This is a genomic window from Paucibacter aquatile (assembly GCF_002885975.1).
Lineage (GTDB): Bacteria > Pseudomonadota > Gammaproteobacteria > Burkholderiales > Burkholderiaceae_C > Paucibacter_A > Paucibacter_A aquatilis.
Genome location: NZ_POSP01000001.1, coordinates 739,972 through 756,574, shown reverse-complemented (window position 1 = coordinate 756,574; position 16,603 = coordinate 739,972). Strand labels below are relative to the sequence as shown.

The 16,603-nt window shown below is 69.1% G+C and carries 16 protein-coding genes and 1 riboswitch; of the genes, 4 read left to right on the top strand and 12 right to left on the bottom strand.

Going from position 1 to position 16,603, the window contains the following annotated elements; all coding sequences use genetic code 11:
• Nucleotides 1-34 precede the first annotated feature (34 nt).
• From cobJ to C1O66_RS03210, 10 genes are read right to left on the bottom strand one after another with little or no spacing between them, the layout of a single operon-like run.
• Entirely contained in the window at nucleotides 35-1,048 is a 1,014-nt protein-coding gene (cobJ, locus tag C1O66_RS03255) for a precorrin-3B C(17)-methyltransferase (protein WP_102766540.1), read from the bottom strand.
• A 4-nt stretch (nucleotides 1,049-1,052) separates the two neighbouring features.
• Nucleotides 1,053-1,475: a cobalamin biosynthesis protein gene (locus C1O66_RS03250; protein ID WP_243392682.1), complete on the bottom strand. Its 423-nt coding sequence runs from the start codon at nucleotides 1,473-1,475 to the stop codon at nucleotides 1,053-1,055.
• Entirely contained in the window at nucleotides 1,472-2,221 is a 750-nt protein-coding gene (locus tag C1O66_RS03245) for a cobalamin biosynthesis central domain-containing protein (protein WP_102766538.1), read from the bottom strand. The genes C1O66_RS03250 and C1O66_RS03245 overlap by 4 nt, the downstream gene beginning before the upstream one ends.
• Nucleotides 2,218-3,048, bottom strand: coding sequence for a precorrin-2 C(20)-methyltransferase (gene cobI / locus C1O66_RS03240; RefSeq protein ID WP_207795886.1), 831 nt, complete (start codon nucleotides 3,046-3,048; stop codon nucleotides 2,218-2,220). The genes C1O66_RS03245 and cobI overlap by 4 nt, the downstream gene beginning before the upstream one ends.
• Complete coding sequence (gene cbiE, locus C1O66_RS03235) at nucleotides 3,045-4,409, bottom strand: precorrin-6y C5,15-methyltransferase (decarboxylating) subunit CbiE (RefSeq protein WP_102766537.1); 1,365 nt, start codon at nucleotides 4,407-4,409, stop codon at nucleotides 3,045-3,047. Before cbiE ends, cobI begins: the two co-directional genes overlap by 4 nt.
• 20 nt (nucleotides 4,410-4,429) lie before the next feature.
• On the bottom strand, nucleotides 4,430-5,545 hold the full coding sequence (locus C1O66_RS03230) for a cobalt-precorrin-5B (C(1))-methyltransferase (protein ID WP_102766536.1): 1,116 nt from the start codon (nucleotides 5,543-5,545) through the stop codon (nucleotides 4,430-4,432).
• Nucleotides 5,542-6,258: a precorrin-8X methylmutase gene (locus C1O66_RS03225; RefSeq protein WP_102766535.1), complete on the bottom strand. Its 717-nt coding sequence runs from the start codon at nucleotides 6,256-6,258 to the stop codon at nucleotides 5,542-5,544. The genes C1O66_RS03230 and C1O66_RS03225 overlap by 4 nt, the downstream gene beginning before the upstream one ends.
• Nucleotides 6,255-7,274: a sirohydrochlorin chelatase gene (locus tag C1O66_RS03220; protein WP_102766534.1), complete on the bottom strand. Its 1,020-nt coding sequence runs from the start codon at nucleotides 7,272-7,274 to the stop codon at nucleotides 6,255-6,257. The genes C1O66_RS03225 and C1O66_RS03220 overlap by 4 nt, the downstream gene beginning before the upstream one ends.
• Before the next feature lie 12 nt (nucleotides 7,275-7,286).
• Nucleotides 7,287-8,102, bottom strand: coding sequence for a precorrin-4 C(11)-methyltransferase (gene cobM, locus C1O66_RS03215; protein WP_102766533.1), 816 nt, complete (start codon nucleotides 8,100-8,102; stop codon nucleotides 7,287-7,289).
• Nucleotides 8,099-8,752 (bottom strand): energy-coupling factor ABC transporter permease, encoded by a 654-nt coding sequence (locus C1O66_RS03210; protein WP_102766532.1) that lies wholly within the window; start codon nucleotides 8,750-8,752, stop codon nucleotides 8,099-8,101. The genes cobM and C1O66_RS03210 overlap by 4 nt, the downstream gene beginning before the upstream one ends.
• Before the next feature lie 396 nt (nucleotides 8,753-9,148).
• Nucleotides 9,149-9,405, bottom strand: a riboswitch (cobalamin riboswitch).
• Nucleotides 9,406-9,531: 126 nt separating this feature from the next.
• Here C1O66_RS03210 and C1O66_RS03205 point away from each other — a divergent pair.
• From C1O66_RS03205 to C1O66_RS03190, 4 genes are all read left to right on the top strand, one after another.
• Nucleotides 9,532-9,906 (top strand): hypothetical protein, encoded by a 375-nt coding sequence (locus tag C1O66_RS03205; protein ID WP_133155081.1) that lies wholly within the window; start codon nucleotides 9,532-9,534, stop codon nucleotides 9,904-9,906.
• 93 nt (nucleotides 9,907-9,999) lie between these two features.
• Entirely contained in the window at nucleotides 10,000-11,004 is a 1,005-nt protein-coding gene (locus tag C1O66_RS03200; protein ID WP_102766530.1) for a homoserine kinase, read from the top strand.
• Between the two features lie 54 nt (nucleotides 11,005-11,058).
• Nucleotides 11,059-11,907 carry a BPSS1780 family membrane protein gene (locus C1O66_RS03195; RefSeq protein WP_102766529.1) on the top strand — a complete coding sequence of 283 codons (849 nt, stop codon included), beginning with the start codon at nucleotides 11,059-11,061 and terminating at the stop codon, nucleotides 11,905-11,907.
• Nucleotides 11,908-12,051: 144 nt separating this feature from the next.
• Nucleotides 12,052-14,493 (top strand): polysaccharide lyase 8 family protein, encoded by a 2,442-nt coding sequence (locus C1O66_RS03190; protein ID WP_165794443.1) that lies wholly within the window; start codon nucleotides 12,052-12,054, stop codon nucleotides 14,491-14,493.
• Between the two features lie 9 nt (nucleotides 14,494-14,502).
• On the opposite strand, the gene C1O66_RS03185 is transcribed toward C1O66_RS03190, so the two are convergent.
• Nucleotides 14,503-14,718 carry a helix-turn-helix domain-containing protein gene (locus tag C1O66_RS03185; RefSeq protein WP_102766527.1) on the bottom strand — a complete coding sequence of 72 codons (216 nt, stop codon included), beginning with the start codon at nucleotides 14,716-14,718 and terminating at the stop codon, nucleotides 14,503-14,505.
• Nucleotides 14,718-16,589, bottom strand: coding sequence for a glycoside hydrolase family 35 protein (locus C1O66_RS03180; protein WP_102766526.1), 1,872 nt, complete (start codon nucleotides 16,587-16,589; stop codon nucleotides 14,718-14,720). Before C1O66_RS03180 ends, C1O66_RS03185 begins: the two co-directional genes overlap by 1 nt.
• Between the last annotated feature and the right edge of the window lie 14 nt (nucleotides 16,590-16,603).

Below are 16,603 nucleotides of genomic sequence, written 5' to 3'. Positions count from 1 at the left end.
ACACTTCTTCTTTCTGCTCCCACAGACCCATCGTTCAGGCCGCTTCCTCAGTGGCAGCCTCGACGGGCTCGTCCTCCAGCGCCTCGCTCAGCGTGGCGCGGATGTAGTCAGGCGGCAGGCGGTGGCGCGCGGCCAGAACCTCGATGCTGTCGCCCGCGGCATGGTCGGCCTGCAGCCCTTCCAGCCAGCCCAGCAGGCCGGTGGACAGCGAGCGTCCTGGCCGCTCACCCGCGCGCGTCTCGCCGCCTTCGCTCAGGTCGTACTTGTTGGCATAGCCGCGCGGCGTGACCATCAGGCCATGCTGGATCACGGTGTTGCTGTTGCCGATAAGCACCGTGCTCAACATGCCAATCTCGCACTCGCTCATGCGGTCCAGGGTCGTGAACTCGATGCGCTCGCGCCGGCGGTAGGCGCTCTTGACCACGGCCACCGGTGTGTCCGGACGGCGGTGGCGCAGGAAGAGTCGCTGCGCCTCGACGATCTGGCGCGTGCGCCGGCCGCTCTTGGGGTTGTAGAGCGCCACCACAAAATCCGCCGCCGCGGCGGCATCGAGCCGGCGCGCAATCGTCGGCCAGGGCGTCAGCAGGTCGGACAGAGAGATTGAGCAGAAGTCATGCGTCAGCGGCGCACCCACGCGCGAGGCGCAGGCATTGATGGCCGAGGCGCCGGGCACGATCTCCAGCTGCACCGGGTCGTCCGGCGTCCAGCCGGCCTGGAACAGCACCTCGTAGGTGGGCCCGGCCATGCCGTAGACGCCGGCATCGCCCGAGGAAATCAGCGCCACCTTCTTGCCCAGGCGGGCCTGCTCCAGCGCGCTGACGGCCCGGTCCAGCTCCTCGGTCATGCCTTTGCGCACGATCTCCTTGCCTTCCAGCAGATCGGCCACCAGCTTGATGTAGGTGACATAACCGATCACCACATCGGCCTCGGCAATGGCTGCGCGCGCGCGCAGGGTCATGTGCTCGACGCTGCCAGGGCCGATGCCCACCAGCGAGATGCGGCCGGGGTTGGGATGGTTGGCCTCGCTGGGGTTTTGTGCTTCATTCATGGCTTCATTCCTTGTGTGAGCGGGCCACCGACACGGTGGCATGGCGCCCATCGGCGCCGCGGTGCTTGTGTTTTTCCAGCAGCAGATCGCTGACCCGGCCGCCGCCCAGCAGCAGGGCCGCCGCCTCGCTGACCGATGGCGTGCCGGTGTGGCGCCGCACCGTCTCCGAGGGGTTGGGCACCTCGACACGGGCCAGCTCGGCCGCGCTGAAAAAGCGCAACGGCCAGCCCTGGGCCGCGGCAAAGGCGAGCAGGCCCGCCTCGTCGGCCTTGAGCGCGATGCTGGCCAGGCCGCGCACCTGGGCCGAGCCGCAGCCCAGGCGCACCAGGGCCTGGGCCACCGCCTGGGCGATGGTCTCGGCCGAGGTGCCACGGTCACAGCCCAGGCCCAGCACCACCGGGCCCTCGCAAGGCAGGCACATGCTCATGCCAGCGGCGGCCGGTACACGACCAGGCGCTCGGCCAGGCGCTGCCAGAGGACTTCAGGCACCTCCGCATGCGTCACCCAGAGCACGGCCTTGAAGCGGGCCAGGTCCACCTCGGACAAGCGCTCGAAACGCTGGATGTGGGCCGGCAGCGGCGTCGGCCGGGTCCACCAATGCGGGCTGCCGGCCTCCTGCACAAAAGCGATTGGTTCCTCGTTGACCACATGGGCGGAGACGCGGGTGATGTTGATCTTGGGCGCCTCGACCCGCCAGCCCAGCTCGCGACCCAGGATGTCTACCGGAATGGTCTTGCCCACATCCGAGGCCGTGGTCAGCACCGGCGTGGCGCGCAGCAGGGCCGCGATCTGCTCGGCCATGGCATTGGCGCCGCCGACATGGCCGCTGAGCACGGGGATGACGAACTCGCCCGCATCGTCGACCACCAGCACGCCGGGGTCCTCGTCCTTGCTCTTCAGATGCGGTGCGATCAGCCGCACCACGGCACCCAGGGAGACGAAGAACACGATCTGGTCGTAACGCGCGAACAGCGCGGCCATCTCGTCCTTGAAGGCTCCGCTGTAGACGCGGAGCGGATTGGCCAGTCCGGCCAGAGTCGGCGCGAATTTCTCGGCCACACAGAGCTCGGCCTGCGGCAGCTCGCGCGCCAGGGCCGCCACCTGGGCGGCGCCATGCTTGGTGATGGCGACCAGGACCACGCGCGGTGCCGCGATGAGGTTCTCAGGATTCATGTTTCGCTTTCATCGGGTTGTGGTGCCTCTTCCGGCTCGGCGTCAGCCTGGCTTTCCTTCTTGCGGCAGCCGCGCTGCAGCTCGCCGCGCACCCGCCCCGGGTTGCGCACCAGCAGCAGGGACAAGTAATTGACTTTGGTCCCGCGCAGGCTGGCCACCTCGTGGACGATGCGCTCCACCGGGCTGCCGGCCTTCTCGATGAAGCGGCTGTGGGCCAGCAGGCCGCGGCGCGCCAGCAGATCGATCAAGTCGTCCAGCAGGGGCTTGACCTTCATCAGCACCAGGGTGTCGAAGTCCTCCAACATACGTTCGACCGCGGCGATGCCGTAGGCCGCCGGCACGATGGCGATGGTGTCGTCCTGCTCGGACAGCGGCATCTGCAACTGGGCGCAGGCGGCGTTGAAGGAATTGACCCCGGCGACGATCTCGATGCGGGCCTCGGGCTCCAGCTCGCGCAGCACCCGGGCCAGGTAGCCAAAGCTCGCGTAGGTGGAGGCATCGCCCTCGACCAGGAAGAGCACGTCCTGCCCGCCGTCCAGCAGGGCCCGCACCGTCTCGGCCGCCTTGCGCCAGTGGCGGGCCAGCTTCTCCGCGTCATGTGTCATCGGAAACAGCAGGGACTGGTGCTGCGCGGGCGGCTGCAGGCCGGCGCGCAGGGCGATGTCCAGGGCATAGCTGTCCTTGCGCAGGCTGCGCACCGGATAGGTCCAGACGGCATCACGCCGCTCCAGCAAGGCCCAGCCGCGGCGGGTGATGAGCCCGGGGTCGCCGGGGCCCAGCGAGACGCCGTACAGCGTCCCTTTGGCTTGCACGAGCTTCTCACTCATGTCGCAGTCCCGCGCTGCGCGCAGACCACCCAGACCGGGTTCTCGGCCGCCAGCCGGTGCATGTGCAGGATGGGCTTGCTGCGCGAGGCCTGCAGCTGCAGCACATCCCAGCTCGCGCCCACGGCTTTCAGCGCAGCCACCGCCGTGGCCAGGTTCTCCAGGGTCACGAAGTTCATCACCAGCCAGCCCTGGGGCTTGAGCCGGGAGAACACGCGCTCGATCAGCTCGACCAGCTCACCGCCCGAGCCGCCGATGAACACCGCATCCGGCGCGGGCCATGCCTCCAGGCCCTCGGGCGCGCGGCCCTGTTGGCTGCTGTGGTTACTCAGGCCCAGGCTGCGGCGATTGCGCTCGATGATGGCGGCGTCCTCGCTGTTCTTCTCGATGGCGTAGACATGGCCCTCGGGGCAGAGCCGCGCCGCCTCCAGGCCCACCGAGCCGGAGCCGGCGCCGATGTCCCAGACGATGCTGTTGGCACGCAGCTGCAGGCGCGCCAGCGACACCGCGCGAACCTCGCGTTTGGTCAAGAGGCCCTTCTCCGGCTGGCGTTGCTCAAAAATCTCATCGGCCAGGCCGAAGAGCACCGGCCGCGGCCGCGGCTGCAGGCGCAGCAACAGCATCACATGCAGGGGCGCAAAGCGCAGCTCGGCCACCTCGGCCACGCTGAGCTCGGCCCGCACCCGCTCGCCCGGCTGGCACAGGGATTCGGCCACGGCGATCTGAAAGGCCTCGCCCAGCCCCTCGGCCAGCAGCATGCGGGCGATGCGGTCGGCGCTGTTCTCAGGGCTGGTCAGCACGGCCACCCGCTCCTGCTGGCGCAGGGTCTGCAGCAAGGCGTAGAGCCCATGCGAGGCATCGGCGCCCGGCTGCCACTCGCCGGCATCGCGGCTGTGCACCGAGCAGAACTTCAAGTCCTGCCAGGGCAGGCCCAGGCGGGCGCAGGCCAGCTGGATGGTGCTCAAGTTCGGCAGCACCTCCAGCGCGTCGATGCACAGGCGTGCCGCCAGATAGCTGGCGATGCCAAAGCACAGCGGGTCGCCGGTGGCCAGCACCACGCAGCGCTGGCCCTGGGCCTGGGCCTCGCGGACCCAGAGCGGCACCTGGGACAGGGCGCTGCCGATCTCATGCCGGCGCGCGCCGGGCGCGATCTCGGCCTCGAACAAAGCCAGGGTGCGGGCCGCGCCGATCACGCAGTCGGCCGCGCGCAGCTGGGCCAGGGCGGCCGCACTGAGACTGGCCGCGCCATCGTCCAGCACGCCGATCACCTGGCAGCGCCGGCCGCTGAAGCGCTGGCCTTCGTAGCGGGTGTCCTCGCCCAGCGGCAGGCGCGGCACATGGGTGTGGGTTTCGGAAATCGTCATGTCTGTCATCTGGGTGTTCTTCAATCGCTGGCCGCCTCGGCCAGCTTGCGGCCCTCGAAATCGCAGACCAGCACGGTCAGGCGGAACTTGCCCGGGTAGCGTCCCATCAGGGTCTGCACCACGCGCTCGGCCAGGGCCTGGTGGAACTCCAGCACCAGGCCCAGGGCCTCGACGCGCTCGCTGGCATAACGGGCGGTTTCGGCGTTTCGGATGTCCTCGCAGACCTCGGCCGGCACGCCGATGCCGGCGCAGAGCTCGGCCAGCAGGCCGGTGTCCACCTCGGCGCGGCCGGCGTGGGTGATGGTTTCGCCCTGGGCGATCTTGGTCAGCTTGCCCACCATGCCGCCGATCACCACATGGGCCAGACGGGCCTTGACCGCCGCGTCCAGCGCATAGCGCAGGAAGTCGCCCATCTGCACAAAGCAGGCCTGGGGAAGCTCCGGGAACTCGGCCATGACGAACTTCTCGGTTCGCCCGCCGGTGGTCAGGGCCACCATGCCGGCCCCCGTGGTGCCAGCCACTTGCACACCCTGCACCACGCTGGCCCGGTAGGCCGCCGTCGAGTAAGGCTTGACGATGCCGGTGGTGCCCAGGATGGAGATGCCGCCGAGGATGCCCAGTCGCGTGTTGAGTGTTTTCTTGGCCATCTCCAGGCCTTGCGGCACCGAGATGCAGACCTCCAGGCCCAGCTCGTCGAGCAGGCTCTGGCCGATCTCGCGCACGTTGTCCTCGATATTGCGGCGCGGCACCGGGTTGATGGCCGGGCCGCCCACCGCCAGGCCCAGGCCCGGCATGGTGACCGTGCCGACGCCGAAGCCGCCGGCCAGCAAGACCTGACCCTGCAGCTCGGGACGCAGGCGCACATCGGCGGTCAGATGGGCTTTGTCGGTGCAGTCGGGGTCGTCGCCGGCATCCTTGATGACCATGGCATGAGCGACACGGGCCAGGCCTTCGCCTTCGCAGCGACCGTCCTGCACGGCGAACTGCACCCGCTGGCCATTGGGCAAAAGGCATTCCACCGTCTCGGGCACGGCGCCATGCACCAGGCCCAGCACCGCCGCCCGCGCGGCCGCGGCCGAGCAGGCGCCGGTGGTGAAGCCGGTGCGGGTGCCGCGCTTGACGGTCTTGTCCATCATGGCTGAGCCGATCCCTTGTGCTGCAGCTCGCGCGCCTCGGCCAGGCCCAGCAGGGCGTGGATGGCCGCCACCACCAGGGTGGAGCCGCCCTTGCGGCCGCGGATGACGATCCAGGGCACCTCGTCCAGCTCGGCCATCAAGTCCTTGCTCTCGGCCGCCGAGACAAAACCGACCGGCATGCCCACCACCAGAGCCGGGCGCACGCCCTGCTCGCGGATCAGGCGCACCAGCTCGATCAGGGCCGTGGGCGCATTGCCGATGCCGACGATGGCCCCGTCCAGCAGGCCCAGGGTCTGGGCCTTGCGCATGGCCTGCACGGCGCGGGTCGTGCCTTGTTCGCCAGCGTCCCGAATGACATCGGCATCGCTGATGAACTGATGCGTGCCCATGCCGAAATGCGCCAGGCGCGGGCGCGAGAGGCCGACGCAGATCATCTCCACATCGGCGACCACGCGGCTGGGCGCGCGCCCGCCCGTGGCCAGGATGGCGGCCAAGCCGGCCTCGACCGCCTGCGGGTGAAAGTCCGTCAGGCCGTTGAAATCGAAATCGGCATTGGCGTGGATCATGCGGCGCACCACCGGCCACTGCAGCGCGTCGTAGCCGTGCGGGCCGACCTCGCGGTCAATCACCGCGAAAGAGTCATGCTCGATGGCCCGGCCGGCCGCGGTCAGCTGCTCGGTGACGGTGTTGCCCTGGGCCTGGTGGATACTCATGCCGGGGCATGCCCGTGGGCATGGGCGTCGTGGGGGTGATGGTGGTGAGGGTGGTGGTGCTCGTGACCGTGCGCGCGACTGTGCTCATGTGTGTGGTCGTGCGAATGCGCTTGGTCATGCGCATGCGAATGGTCATGCCCATGGTCGTGATCGTGCACATGCGGCTCCGGCCCATGGTGATGGCCGCCATGCCCCAGGCTGACGGCGATCTCGCGGAACTTGCAGCCGTCGCAAGGCATCAGGGCGGCCGGGGCGCCGGCGCGCAGATCGGCGGCGCGCTGCTCCAGCAGCTCGAAGATCTCGCGCTCCGCCCCGAAGTAATCGGCCAGGGCAAAGCGCAGCTGCGGGTACTGCAGGCGCAGATGCTCGACCTGGCGCTGGATGCGGCTGATCAGGGTGCCACTGAACAGGTAGTAAGGCAGGACGACGATCTGCGTCATCAGCTGCTGGCTATGGCGTTGCACCACCCGTTCCAGGCGCGGGTGGGTGATGCCGGTGAAGGCCACATCGACCAGCTCATGGTCGCCCTCCTCCAGCAGCCAGCGCGCCATCTTGGCCACATCGCCATTGGCCTGACGGTCCGAGGCGCCGCGGCCCAGCAGCACCACACCGGTGTTACGCGGGTCGGGCATGTCCAGGCTCATCATGGCCTGGCGCAGGCGGCGCTTGAGCAGGGCGAGGATGGGGTCGCAGGCGCTCAGGTGCGGGGCATAGAGGAACTGCGTGCCGGGGCAGTCCAGGCGCGCGCTGTCGATGGCCTGCGGGATGTCCATCTTCACATGCCCCGCGGCATTGAGGATCAGCGGCAGCACCAGCACGCGCTGCGCACCGGCGGCGGCGCGGCGCAGGCCGCCGTGCAGCATCACCGGCGCAAACTCGATGAAGCAGACCTCGATGCGCCAGCCCGGCTGACGCTGGCGCCATTGCTCGGCAAAGGCCTCGATCTCGTCGTTGGCGCCGGCTTCGCGCGAGCCGTGGCCCACCAGCAGAAGGGTTTCGTTGGGAGTGATTGACATGAAAGTTGCGCCTCAGAGTTCGGGCTGGGCCGGCACGCTGGCACGGCGGAAGCGGTGGGTGAAGCTGGGGTCGTAGAGCTTGGACTTGGCCAGCTCGGGCCAGTGGCGCGAGCCCAGGGTCGGGCTGGCGATGACCATGGACTGGCTGACGATGCCGGCCTCGCGGCAGCGCTGCTTCACATCGGCCAGGGTGGCGCGCAGGATCTGCTCTTCGCCCGGCCAGGAGGCCTTGTGCACCACCAGCATGGGCGCGTCTTCGGCCCAGCCGGCCGCGCGCAGCTCGGCCGTGAGCTGGCCCAGCAAGGTGATGGACAGAAAGATGCACAAGGTGCAGCGGTGCGCGGCCAGGGCCGCAAGCTCCTCGCCCGCCGGCATGGGCGTGCGCCCGGCCACGCGGGTGAAGATCACCGTCTGCGTCAGCTCCGGCAGGGTGAAGGTCTCCACCGCCGCCGCGGCCGAGGCCATGGCCGAAGACACGCCCGGCACCACGCGCAGCGGCACGCCCGCCGCATCGAGCGGTTGCACCAGCTCCATCAGCGCGCCGTAGAGCGCCGGGTCGCCGGTCTGCAGGCGCAGCACCGTCTCATGGCGCGCGGCACGCTCGATCAGCCAGGCCGACATCTGGTCCAGCGTCATGCCCTTGGAATCGGCAATCTCGCAGCCCGGCGGTGCCCAGCGCGTGGCTGCCTCGTCGACCAGGGAGCCAGCAAACAGGATGGCGCCGGCGCGCTCGATCAAGCCCCGGCCCTTGACCGTGATCAGGTCCGGGTCACCCGGGCCGGCGCCGACAAACCAGACCGTGCCGGGCTCGGCTCGCGCCTCGCTCATGCCCGGCCCGGCTGCGGTGCAAAGCACTGGGCCGCCAGCGGCAGGCGGCGCAGCGGGCCATCGGCACGCAGCAGCCACAGCGTGCCCAGGGTCACCAGGGGCTCCAGCAGCACGACCGGTGCGTAGGCCACGGCAAAGCGCGCCCACTCGGCCAGGCTGGTCTCGCCCTGGCCCATGGCCAGCCAGAAACCCACCATGGCAATCACGCCGCCGTAGTAGGCGCTGTCCAGCTGCAGCAAAGTCTTGACCGTGACCGGCCGCTCGCCGTGGACCAGGCGCCGGGCCAGGCCGTGGTGCACCGCCATCAGCGGCAGCATCAGCGACAACGAATTCACCGCCAGATGCACGAGATCCTGCGGCTCGAACACCAGGCCTTGCAGCAGCAGGCCCAGGGGCAGGCCCAAAAGCGTGGGCACAAAGCCAAAGCTCAGGTAGAGCGGCATGGCGCCGAGGAAATGCAGCTCCGACGGGCCCGCCTTCATGTGAAAGGCCTGCATGAAGAGCGAGAAGAACAGCGCCGCCAGCAAGGTGCGCAGCAAGAGCGCCGGCTGCTTGAACAGCGGCGGCAGATGCGCCAGCACCAGCGGCGCGGCCACGGCGGCGGCCAGGGTCAGTTTGGCGGGGGCGATCAGCCCGGGTTCGATGTGCATGGTGGCAGCTCCGATGGGAGTGGAATGAAGGGGCGGTGGAACACAGCGCAGCCGAGAGCGGGTCGCGCAGGGACAGGCCACGCGCAGGCCTCGGCCAGAGCCGGGCACACGCGTCAGCGGGAAAACAGTTCTCGGGGGGGGATGAGACGCGGGGTCAACGGTGCGGCGCCTGCCGCAATCGGCCATGCAGCAGCCTCAGCCGGTCGCTGCGGCGCAAACGCGCAAGCGAATCAGCACAAGGGCACAACGGCACAACGGCCCGACGAGCGAGAACCCGAAACTCAGACCCGATCAGGGCCTAGGAGGGAGAGGAATCCATGGGTAGAGACACCGAAACAGCGCGATCGCCCGCTTCCCCGCAGGTTTTCGCCACATGGTGCGGCAGCCCAAGGGCTGCGGCGCACCGCTTCGTTGGCCGGTATCCGGGCTGGTGAAATCGAGTCCATCGCCTTCCCAGATGCAGACAACAACATCCAGTGGCTTGAGATGAACCCTGAGGCCGGCTTGGCGCAAGGCCAGGCCGCTTCGTTCACGCACCGTTGCGGGGGCAGCTCAGTCAGGCAAGGTCCGAAGGGACGGCTTGCATCTACTGATTCCCGTTTAACTGCAGGACTTTTGGGAGTCCCACGAGCACCAACAGGGCGCCATCCTAGCGCAAAACCCCAGGGGCCAACAAGCGCTGTGCGAACTGCGGGTTAGGCAGGAGCCGCCGCAACAAGGCCCGCAGCGCAGCGCCCTTGCAGCCGCAGGGCCCGAGCCCCCGGCCCTAGAATGCAAGCATGAACTCCTCGACACTTTGGTTTCGATCATTGCCGGCCGCCCTGGCTCTGCTGAGCGCCCTGCTTTGCGCCTCGGCCCAGGCCGCCGATCCGGCGCCAGCCAAGCCCGCCCCAGCGCCTGAAGCCCCTGCGGCCGCAGCTGCCGATGGCGTGGCCGATGCGCGCGTGACCGTCACCGTGATCGAGGACGACAGCACCCGCATCGAAGAGACCCGGGTGCGCGGCCAGACCCAGAAGGTCACGGTCCAGTCCAAGAACAGCAAGCTACCGAGCTACGAAATCATCATGGGCGATGGCAGCCGCGACCTGTCGGCCGGCCCGGGCTCCACGCGCGGCGCCGCCGGCAAGCGCGTCTGGAACGTTTTCAACTTCTGAGTGCGAGGCCCGGCCGCCTGAGCCTCACCCCTCAAGCCGCCGCCGCGCCCGCCTCGATTCCCACGCTGTAGCAAGCGATCAAGCAGTGCTGACATGGCCGTATTTACCGAAGTGACACTGGAGCAGGCGCAAGCCCTGATCAACCGCCTGGACCTGGGCCAGGTGCTGGAGCTGCGCGGCATTGGCGCCGGCATCGAGAACACCAACTACTTCCTGACCACCGAACGCGGTGAGTTCGTGCTGACCCTGTTCGAGCGACTGAGCTTCGAGCAGCTGCCCTTCTACCTGCAGTTCATGAAGCACCTGGCCGCGCGCGGCCTGGCCGTGCCCGACCCGCAGGCCGACGCGCGGGGCGAGATCCTGTTCGAGATCCAGGGCAAGCCGGCCGCCCTGGTCAACAAGCTGCGCGGCGGCCACCAGCTGGCGCCCGATCTCTTCCACTGCGAGCAGGTCGGCGCCGCCCTGGCTCGCATGCATCTGGCCGGCCAGGACTTCCCCCTGCACCAACCCAATCTGCGCGGCCTGGCCTGGTGGACCGACACCGTGCCCGTGCTGCTGCCCCATCTGGCGCCCGAGCAAGCGGCGCTGCTGCGCGAAGAGCTGGCCTACCAGCAGCAGCTGGCCGCCTCGCAGAGCTTTGCCGAGCTGCCGCGCGGGCCCATCCACGCCGACCTGTTCCGCGACAACGTGATGTTCGAGCTGCTGCCGCCGCAGCCCGAGGGCGTGCAGCCCCTGCAGGGGCGCGAGCGCCTGAGCGGCTTCTTCGATTTCTATTTCGCCGGTGTCGACACCTGGCTCTTCGATCTGGCCGTGTGCCTGAACGACTGGTGCATCGACCTGGCCAGCGGCCGCCTCGACGAAGCACGCGCCCAGGCCTTTGTGACCGCGTACGAATCCGTGCGGCCGCTCAGCGGCACCGAGCATCGCCTGCTGCCCGCCCTGCTGCGCGCGGCAGCGCTGCGCTTCTGGATCTCGCGGCTCTGGGATGTGCACCTGCCGCGCCAGGCCAGCCTGCTCAAGCCGCATGACCCCAGCCATTTCGAGCGCGTGCTGCGCGAGCGCATCGCGCGCGCCTGGCATGCCCTCCCATCCACGTGAAGCGCCCACACGCGCCCCACCACGCCCCCATCGAGTTTTTGAGAAGTCCACGGAATGAGTGACGCCAGCCGCCCCACCCCCGCCATGATGCTGCACCTGCAGACCGTGCCGGCACGCAACGGCCTGCTCTGGATACGCCATGGCTTCAAGGTCTTCCAGCGCCGCCCCCTGGCCCTGGCCAGCCTGTTCGCCACCTTTGTGTTCCTGGCCTTTGTGCTGCTGCTCCTGCCGGGTGTGGGCATGGTCGCGCTGCTGATGGCCGTGCCCCTGCTCTCCCTGGGCTTCATGCTTGCCACCCATCTGGTGCTGCAAGAGAAGACGCCGACCGCCGCCGTGTTCCTGGCGCCGCTCAAGCTGACCCAGCAGCGGCGCAACAACCAGCTGCTGCTGGGCGCCATCTACGCCCTGGCCACCGTGGGCATCAGCCTGCTGGCCGAGTGGGTGGACGGCGGTGCGATGGAGCAGTTGCAAACCCTGCTCGGCAAGGATGCGCCCAAGGCCGAGGTCGAGGCCTTGCTGGCCGACCCACGCCTGTTCTGGGGCGCAGTCACACGCCTGGGCCTGGCCGGCCTGCTGTCCATCCCCTTCTGGCATGCGCCGGCCCTGATCCACTGGGGCGGCCAGGGCCTGATGCAAGCCCTGTTCTCCAGCACCCTGGGCGTCTGGCGCAACAAGACGGCCTTCGCCTACAACGCCCTGCTCTGGGGCGGCCTGCTGATGGGCGCCTCGGCCATCTGCAGCCTGCTGCTCGGCGCGCTCGGCCTCGGCCAGTACCTGCCCCTGGTGGCCATGCCGGTGGGCCTGATGCTGACGACGGTGTTCTACACCTCGCTCTACTTCACCTTCATCGACTGCTTCATGTTCGGTGCGCCCAAGGAGTTGCCCGCCGCCCAAGGCGAGTGAACACGGCCCCGCCCAGGGCTGAGCGTCTTGGCACCGCCCCTCCTGGCGACAACCCTAGCTCCACCAGCCGCACAAAATGTTAACGTTCACCTCAAATAACACGCCAGCCACCCCATGGCCGGCCCACACCGAGGAGACGTCGACATGATGATGAAGAAGATGGTGCCCATGCAACGCGCCCGGCTCTGGCGCCCCACCCTGCTGGCCCTGGCCGGCAGCCTGGCCCTGCAGACCGCCCAAGCCCAGACCGAGAGCGACTACGCCCAGCTGCGCAGCCGCTGGCTGCAGCAGCTGACCGGCAGCCCCAGCACCCTGCCCGAGCGCCAGGCCGCCCTGGCCGAGCTGGCCGACAAGGCCGAGCTGCACTGGCAGGCCATCAACCTCTCCAGCAGCACGCCGGGCCTGTGGCCCGATCTGCAAAGCAGCAGCGATGCCTCGGTGCTGACCAGCCACTACGCGCGCCTCCTGCTGATGGCGCGCGCCCAGGCCACGCCGGGCTCGCGCCTGTTCGGCCACCCCACGCTGGCCAGCGACGTGATCGAAGGCCTGGCCTGGATGCACGCCAATCGATACCGCCCGGGCCTCAGCCGCTACGGCAACTGGTGGGATTGGGAGATCGGCGCGCCGCAGGCCTTGAGCAGCATCCTGACCTTGATGCATGGCGCACTCAGCGCCGAGGAGCGCAGCCGCTACCTCGCCACGATTGATTTCTACGTGCCCGACGCCACCCGCCGCGGCAACCAGCCCAGCCTCGAGGAAACCGGGGCCAACCGCCTGGACAAGGCCTTGATCGTCGGCGTGCGTGGCGCGCTCGGTGGCTCGGACGAGCGCTTGCGCCACGCCCGCGATGCGATCAGCCAGACCCTGCACTACGTCACCCAGGGTGATGGCTTCTACGCCGACGGCTCCTTCATTCAGCACAGCTACGTGGCCTACACCGGCAGCTACGGCCTGGTGATGCTGGACAGCCTCTCGCGCCTGCTGCTGCTCTTGCAGGGCAGCCTCTGGGCCCCCAACGACCCGCAGCTCAACAATGTCTACGACTGGAGCGAGCGGGCCTTCCGCCCCCTGGTGCGCGATGGTGCCATGACCGATTCGGTGCGTGGCCGTGCCATCGCCCGGCGCAGTTCCAGCAACCACTCCGCCGGCCGCAGCCTGATGGGGTCGCTGCTGCGCCTGGCCGAGGGCGCGCCTGCGGCCCAGGCGCAGCCGCTCAAGGAAATGGTCAAGGGCTGGCTGCAGCGCAACCGCTACCTCGGCCCGACTTGCTTCACAGGCCAAACCCTGGCGCCCGACAGCGCCTGCGCCAAGTTCAGCCTGCATGAAATCAGCCTGCTGCAAGGCCTGCAGGCCAACACCAGCCTCAGCCCCGCGCCCGAGCGGCCCGGCGCCCAGGTCTTCGCCGCCATGGACCGCGCCGTGCTGCGCCATGCCGATTTCAGCTTCGATTTAAGCCTGTTCTCCAACCGCATCAGCGCCTACGAATCGGGCAATGGCGAGAACCTGCGCCCCTGGTGGACCGGTATGGGCATGAGCAGCCTGCACAACGCCGACCAGCAGGCCTTCGATGGCGACTATTGGGCCACGGTCGACCTGCTGCGCCTGCCCGGCACCACCACCGACCGCAGCAGCGCCGCCCTCAAGAACTGGGCCCTGATCAAGAACACCAGCAACTGGGTCGGCGGCGCCCAGCTCGAAGGCCGCTACGCCATCGCCACGCTGGACTTCGGTGCGCTCAACGTGACCGGTAGCTCGCTCAAGGGCAAGAAGGCCTGGTTCCTGTTCGGCGACAAGATCATCGCCCTGGGTGGGGCCATCAGCAGCGGCAACAGCCTGGCCGTGGAGACTGTGGTCGAGAACCGCAAGCTCAACACCAGCGGCAGCAACACCCTGACCGTGGGCGGCCAGGCACAACCCAGCATGCCGGGCTGGAGCGCCAGCCTCAGCAACACCGCCTGGGCTCATCTGGCCGGCAGCCAGCCGGGCGCAGACATCGGCTATGTCTTCCCCGACCGGCCCACCGTGCAAGCCCTGCGCGAGCAGCGCAGCGGCAGCTGGAAGGCCATCAAGTCCCAGGAGCTGGACGACACGGTCAACGCCCATTACCTGAGCCTGGCCATCCCGCACGGCCTCAAACCCACGGCCGCCAGCTACAGCTATGTCATCCTGCCCGGCCGCAGCGCCACGCAGACCGCCGCCTTCGCGGCCCAGCCCGCGCTCAAGATCCTGGCGCGCAGCACCGACATGCTGGCCGTGCAAGACAGCAGCCTCGGCCTGGTCGGCGCCAACTTCCTGACCAATGGCAGCAAAACGCTGAACCTCGACGGCAAACCCTTGCTGAGCAGCAGCGCCAAGGCCTCGGTGCTGATGCGCGAGAGCGCCGACGAGCTGGCCCTGAGCGTGGCCGACCCCACCCAGGTCAACACCGGCAGCATCACCGTGGAGATCCAGCGCGCCGCCAGCGCCGTGCTGGCCAACAGCCCCGGCATCACCGTGCTGCGTCTGGCGCCCACGGTGCAACTGCAGGTCAATGTGGCGCAGGCAGCCGGGCGCTCTTTCGAGGTCCGCTTCCGGCTGCAGCGCTGATCCGCGCCCTCAGCCCGCCGCAGGCGGGTTCAGCTCTTGGGCCGAACCCGTCTGCGCCAGGATCTGGCGCCAGCGGTAAAAGGTCGTGTCGGAAAAGCGCCCATGCCGGCAGGCCTGGGTGACGCTCATGCCCGCCGCCACCTGCTGCACGTAGAAGCGCATCACGGCCTCAGGCAGGGGCAGGCTGGGTCGGCCGCGTGCGGGCGTGACGAACAATTCGTCCATCACCACAGCTCCGCCAGCGTCGGCGCCATGTCCACCACCTCGTCGGCTTGCGGCAGGCGGGCGCAGAAGTCGGCGCTCAAGGCCTGGCCGGCCTCGGGCTGCAGCTCCAGCACGGTCAGCGAGTTGCGGCCTGGGCGCAGCAGCGGCCAGGGCAGATAGAGCGCCAGCTGCGGGCCGCGCACCCAGTGGCGGCCGAGGTTGAAGCCATTGATCCAGACCTGGCCCTTGTGGCCGCCGTTCAGGCGCACAAAGCAGTCACCCGGCTCGTCCACCTCAAAGTCGGCGCTGAAGAACTGCGGCAGGCCGCTCTGCACCGAGCCGGCCCTGCGCGCCTGCGTGGCGCCCGCCGGCAGCTCGGCCAGGGGCAAGGCGAAGTGCTCCCAGCGCTGCAGCACATTGATACCCAGGCGCACCCAGCCCAGCAGGCCCTTGCGGTCCTGCAGCTGCGGGCCGTAGTTGACCCGGCCCTGGTTCTCCACCAGCAGCTCCAGCGTGGCCTCGCCGCCGGGCCAATCCAGCGCCAGGCTCAAGGGCCCGTCGCGCTCCAGCAGGCCCACCGGCCGGCCGTCCACAAAGACCTGGGCGCGGTCATGCACGGCCTGCACCGACAGCGTCACCGGGCCTTTCGGGTGGCGCACCCGGCAGCGGTAGAGCGTGAAGCCGTAGTCCTGCCCCAGCTGCTCCATGCTGCGCGGGCAAACATCGATGCGGGTCGGCGCCAGGCCTTGCAAGGCCTCGAACCAGGGCTGGCACGGCACCAGGGCCAGGCCTTGCCGATCAAAGCGCGGCGCCTCGGGCGGCAGCGGTGGCAAATCGGGCGGCGGCAGGCCGCGGGCCTGCGCTTGCGCGCGCAGATGGGCCAGGATCACTGCCTTCATGGCGATGAATTTGGGCGTCACGCTGCCGTCCTCGGCCAGGGGCGCGTCGTAGTCGTAGCTGTTGACCGTGGGCTGGTAGGCCCCGGTCTTGAGATCGGTGTTGGCCCCGTTCATGAAGCCGAAGCTGGTGCCACCGTGCACCATGAAGATGTTGACCGAAGCGCCCGCCTCCAGGATCTGGCCCAGGCAGCGGGCGGCGTCCTCGCCGTCGCGGGTGTGGTGAGGCTCGCCCCAGTGGTCGAACCAGCCGTTCCAGAACTCCATGCACATCAGCGGGCCGCGCGGCTGGTGCTCGCGCAGCTTGGCCAGCTCCGAGGGCACGCGCGAGCCAAAGTTGCCGGTCTTGAGCAGATGCGGCAGCGTGCCGTGGGTCAGCATGTGGTCGGTCGGGCCGTCCGAGGTGAAAAGCAGCACGCGCACGCCGTGGCGGCGCAGGCTGGCCTCGGTCCAGGCCAGGTAATCGGTGTCGCTGCCGTAGCTGCCGTACTCGTTCTCCACCTGCATGGCGAGGATGGGGCCGCCTTCGGTGATCTGCAGCGGCGTGAGAAGCGGCAGCAGCGCAGCAAAGAAACGGTCCACCGCCGCCAGATAGGGCGGGTAGCTGCAGCGCAAGGCCATGTCACTGTCCGCCAGCAGCCAGGCCGGCAGGCCGCCGAACTCCCACTCCGCGCAGATGTAAGGCCCGGGCCGCACGATCACCCACAGGCCCAGGCGCTGGGCCAGCTGCACAAAAGCCACCAGGTCCAGCCCGCCCTCGAAGCAGAACTCGCCCGGCCGCGGCTCGTGCAGGTTCCAGGCCACGTAGGTCTCCACCGTGTTCAGGCCCAGGGCCTTGAGCTTGAGCAGGCGGTCTTCCCACTGCTCGGGCAGCACGCGGAAGTAATGCAGCGCGCCGGACAGCAGCTGCACCGGCTGGCCGTTCAGCACGAAGTCATCGCCGCACACGGCAAAGGTCGAAGGGGGAGAAGTAGGAAATGCGCTGGGGGACTGCATGGCATGAGCGCGGC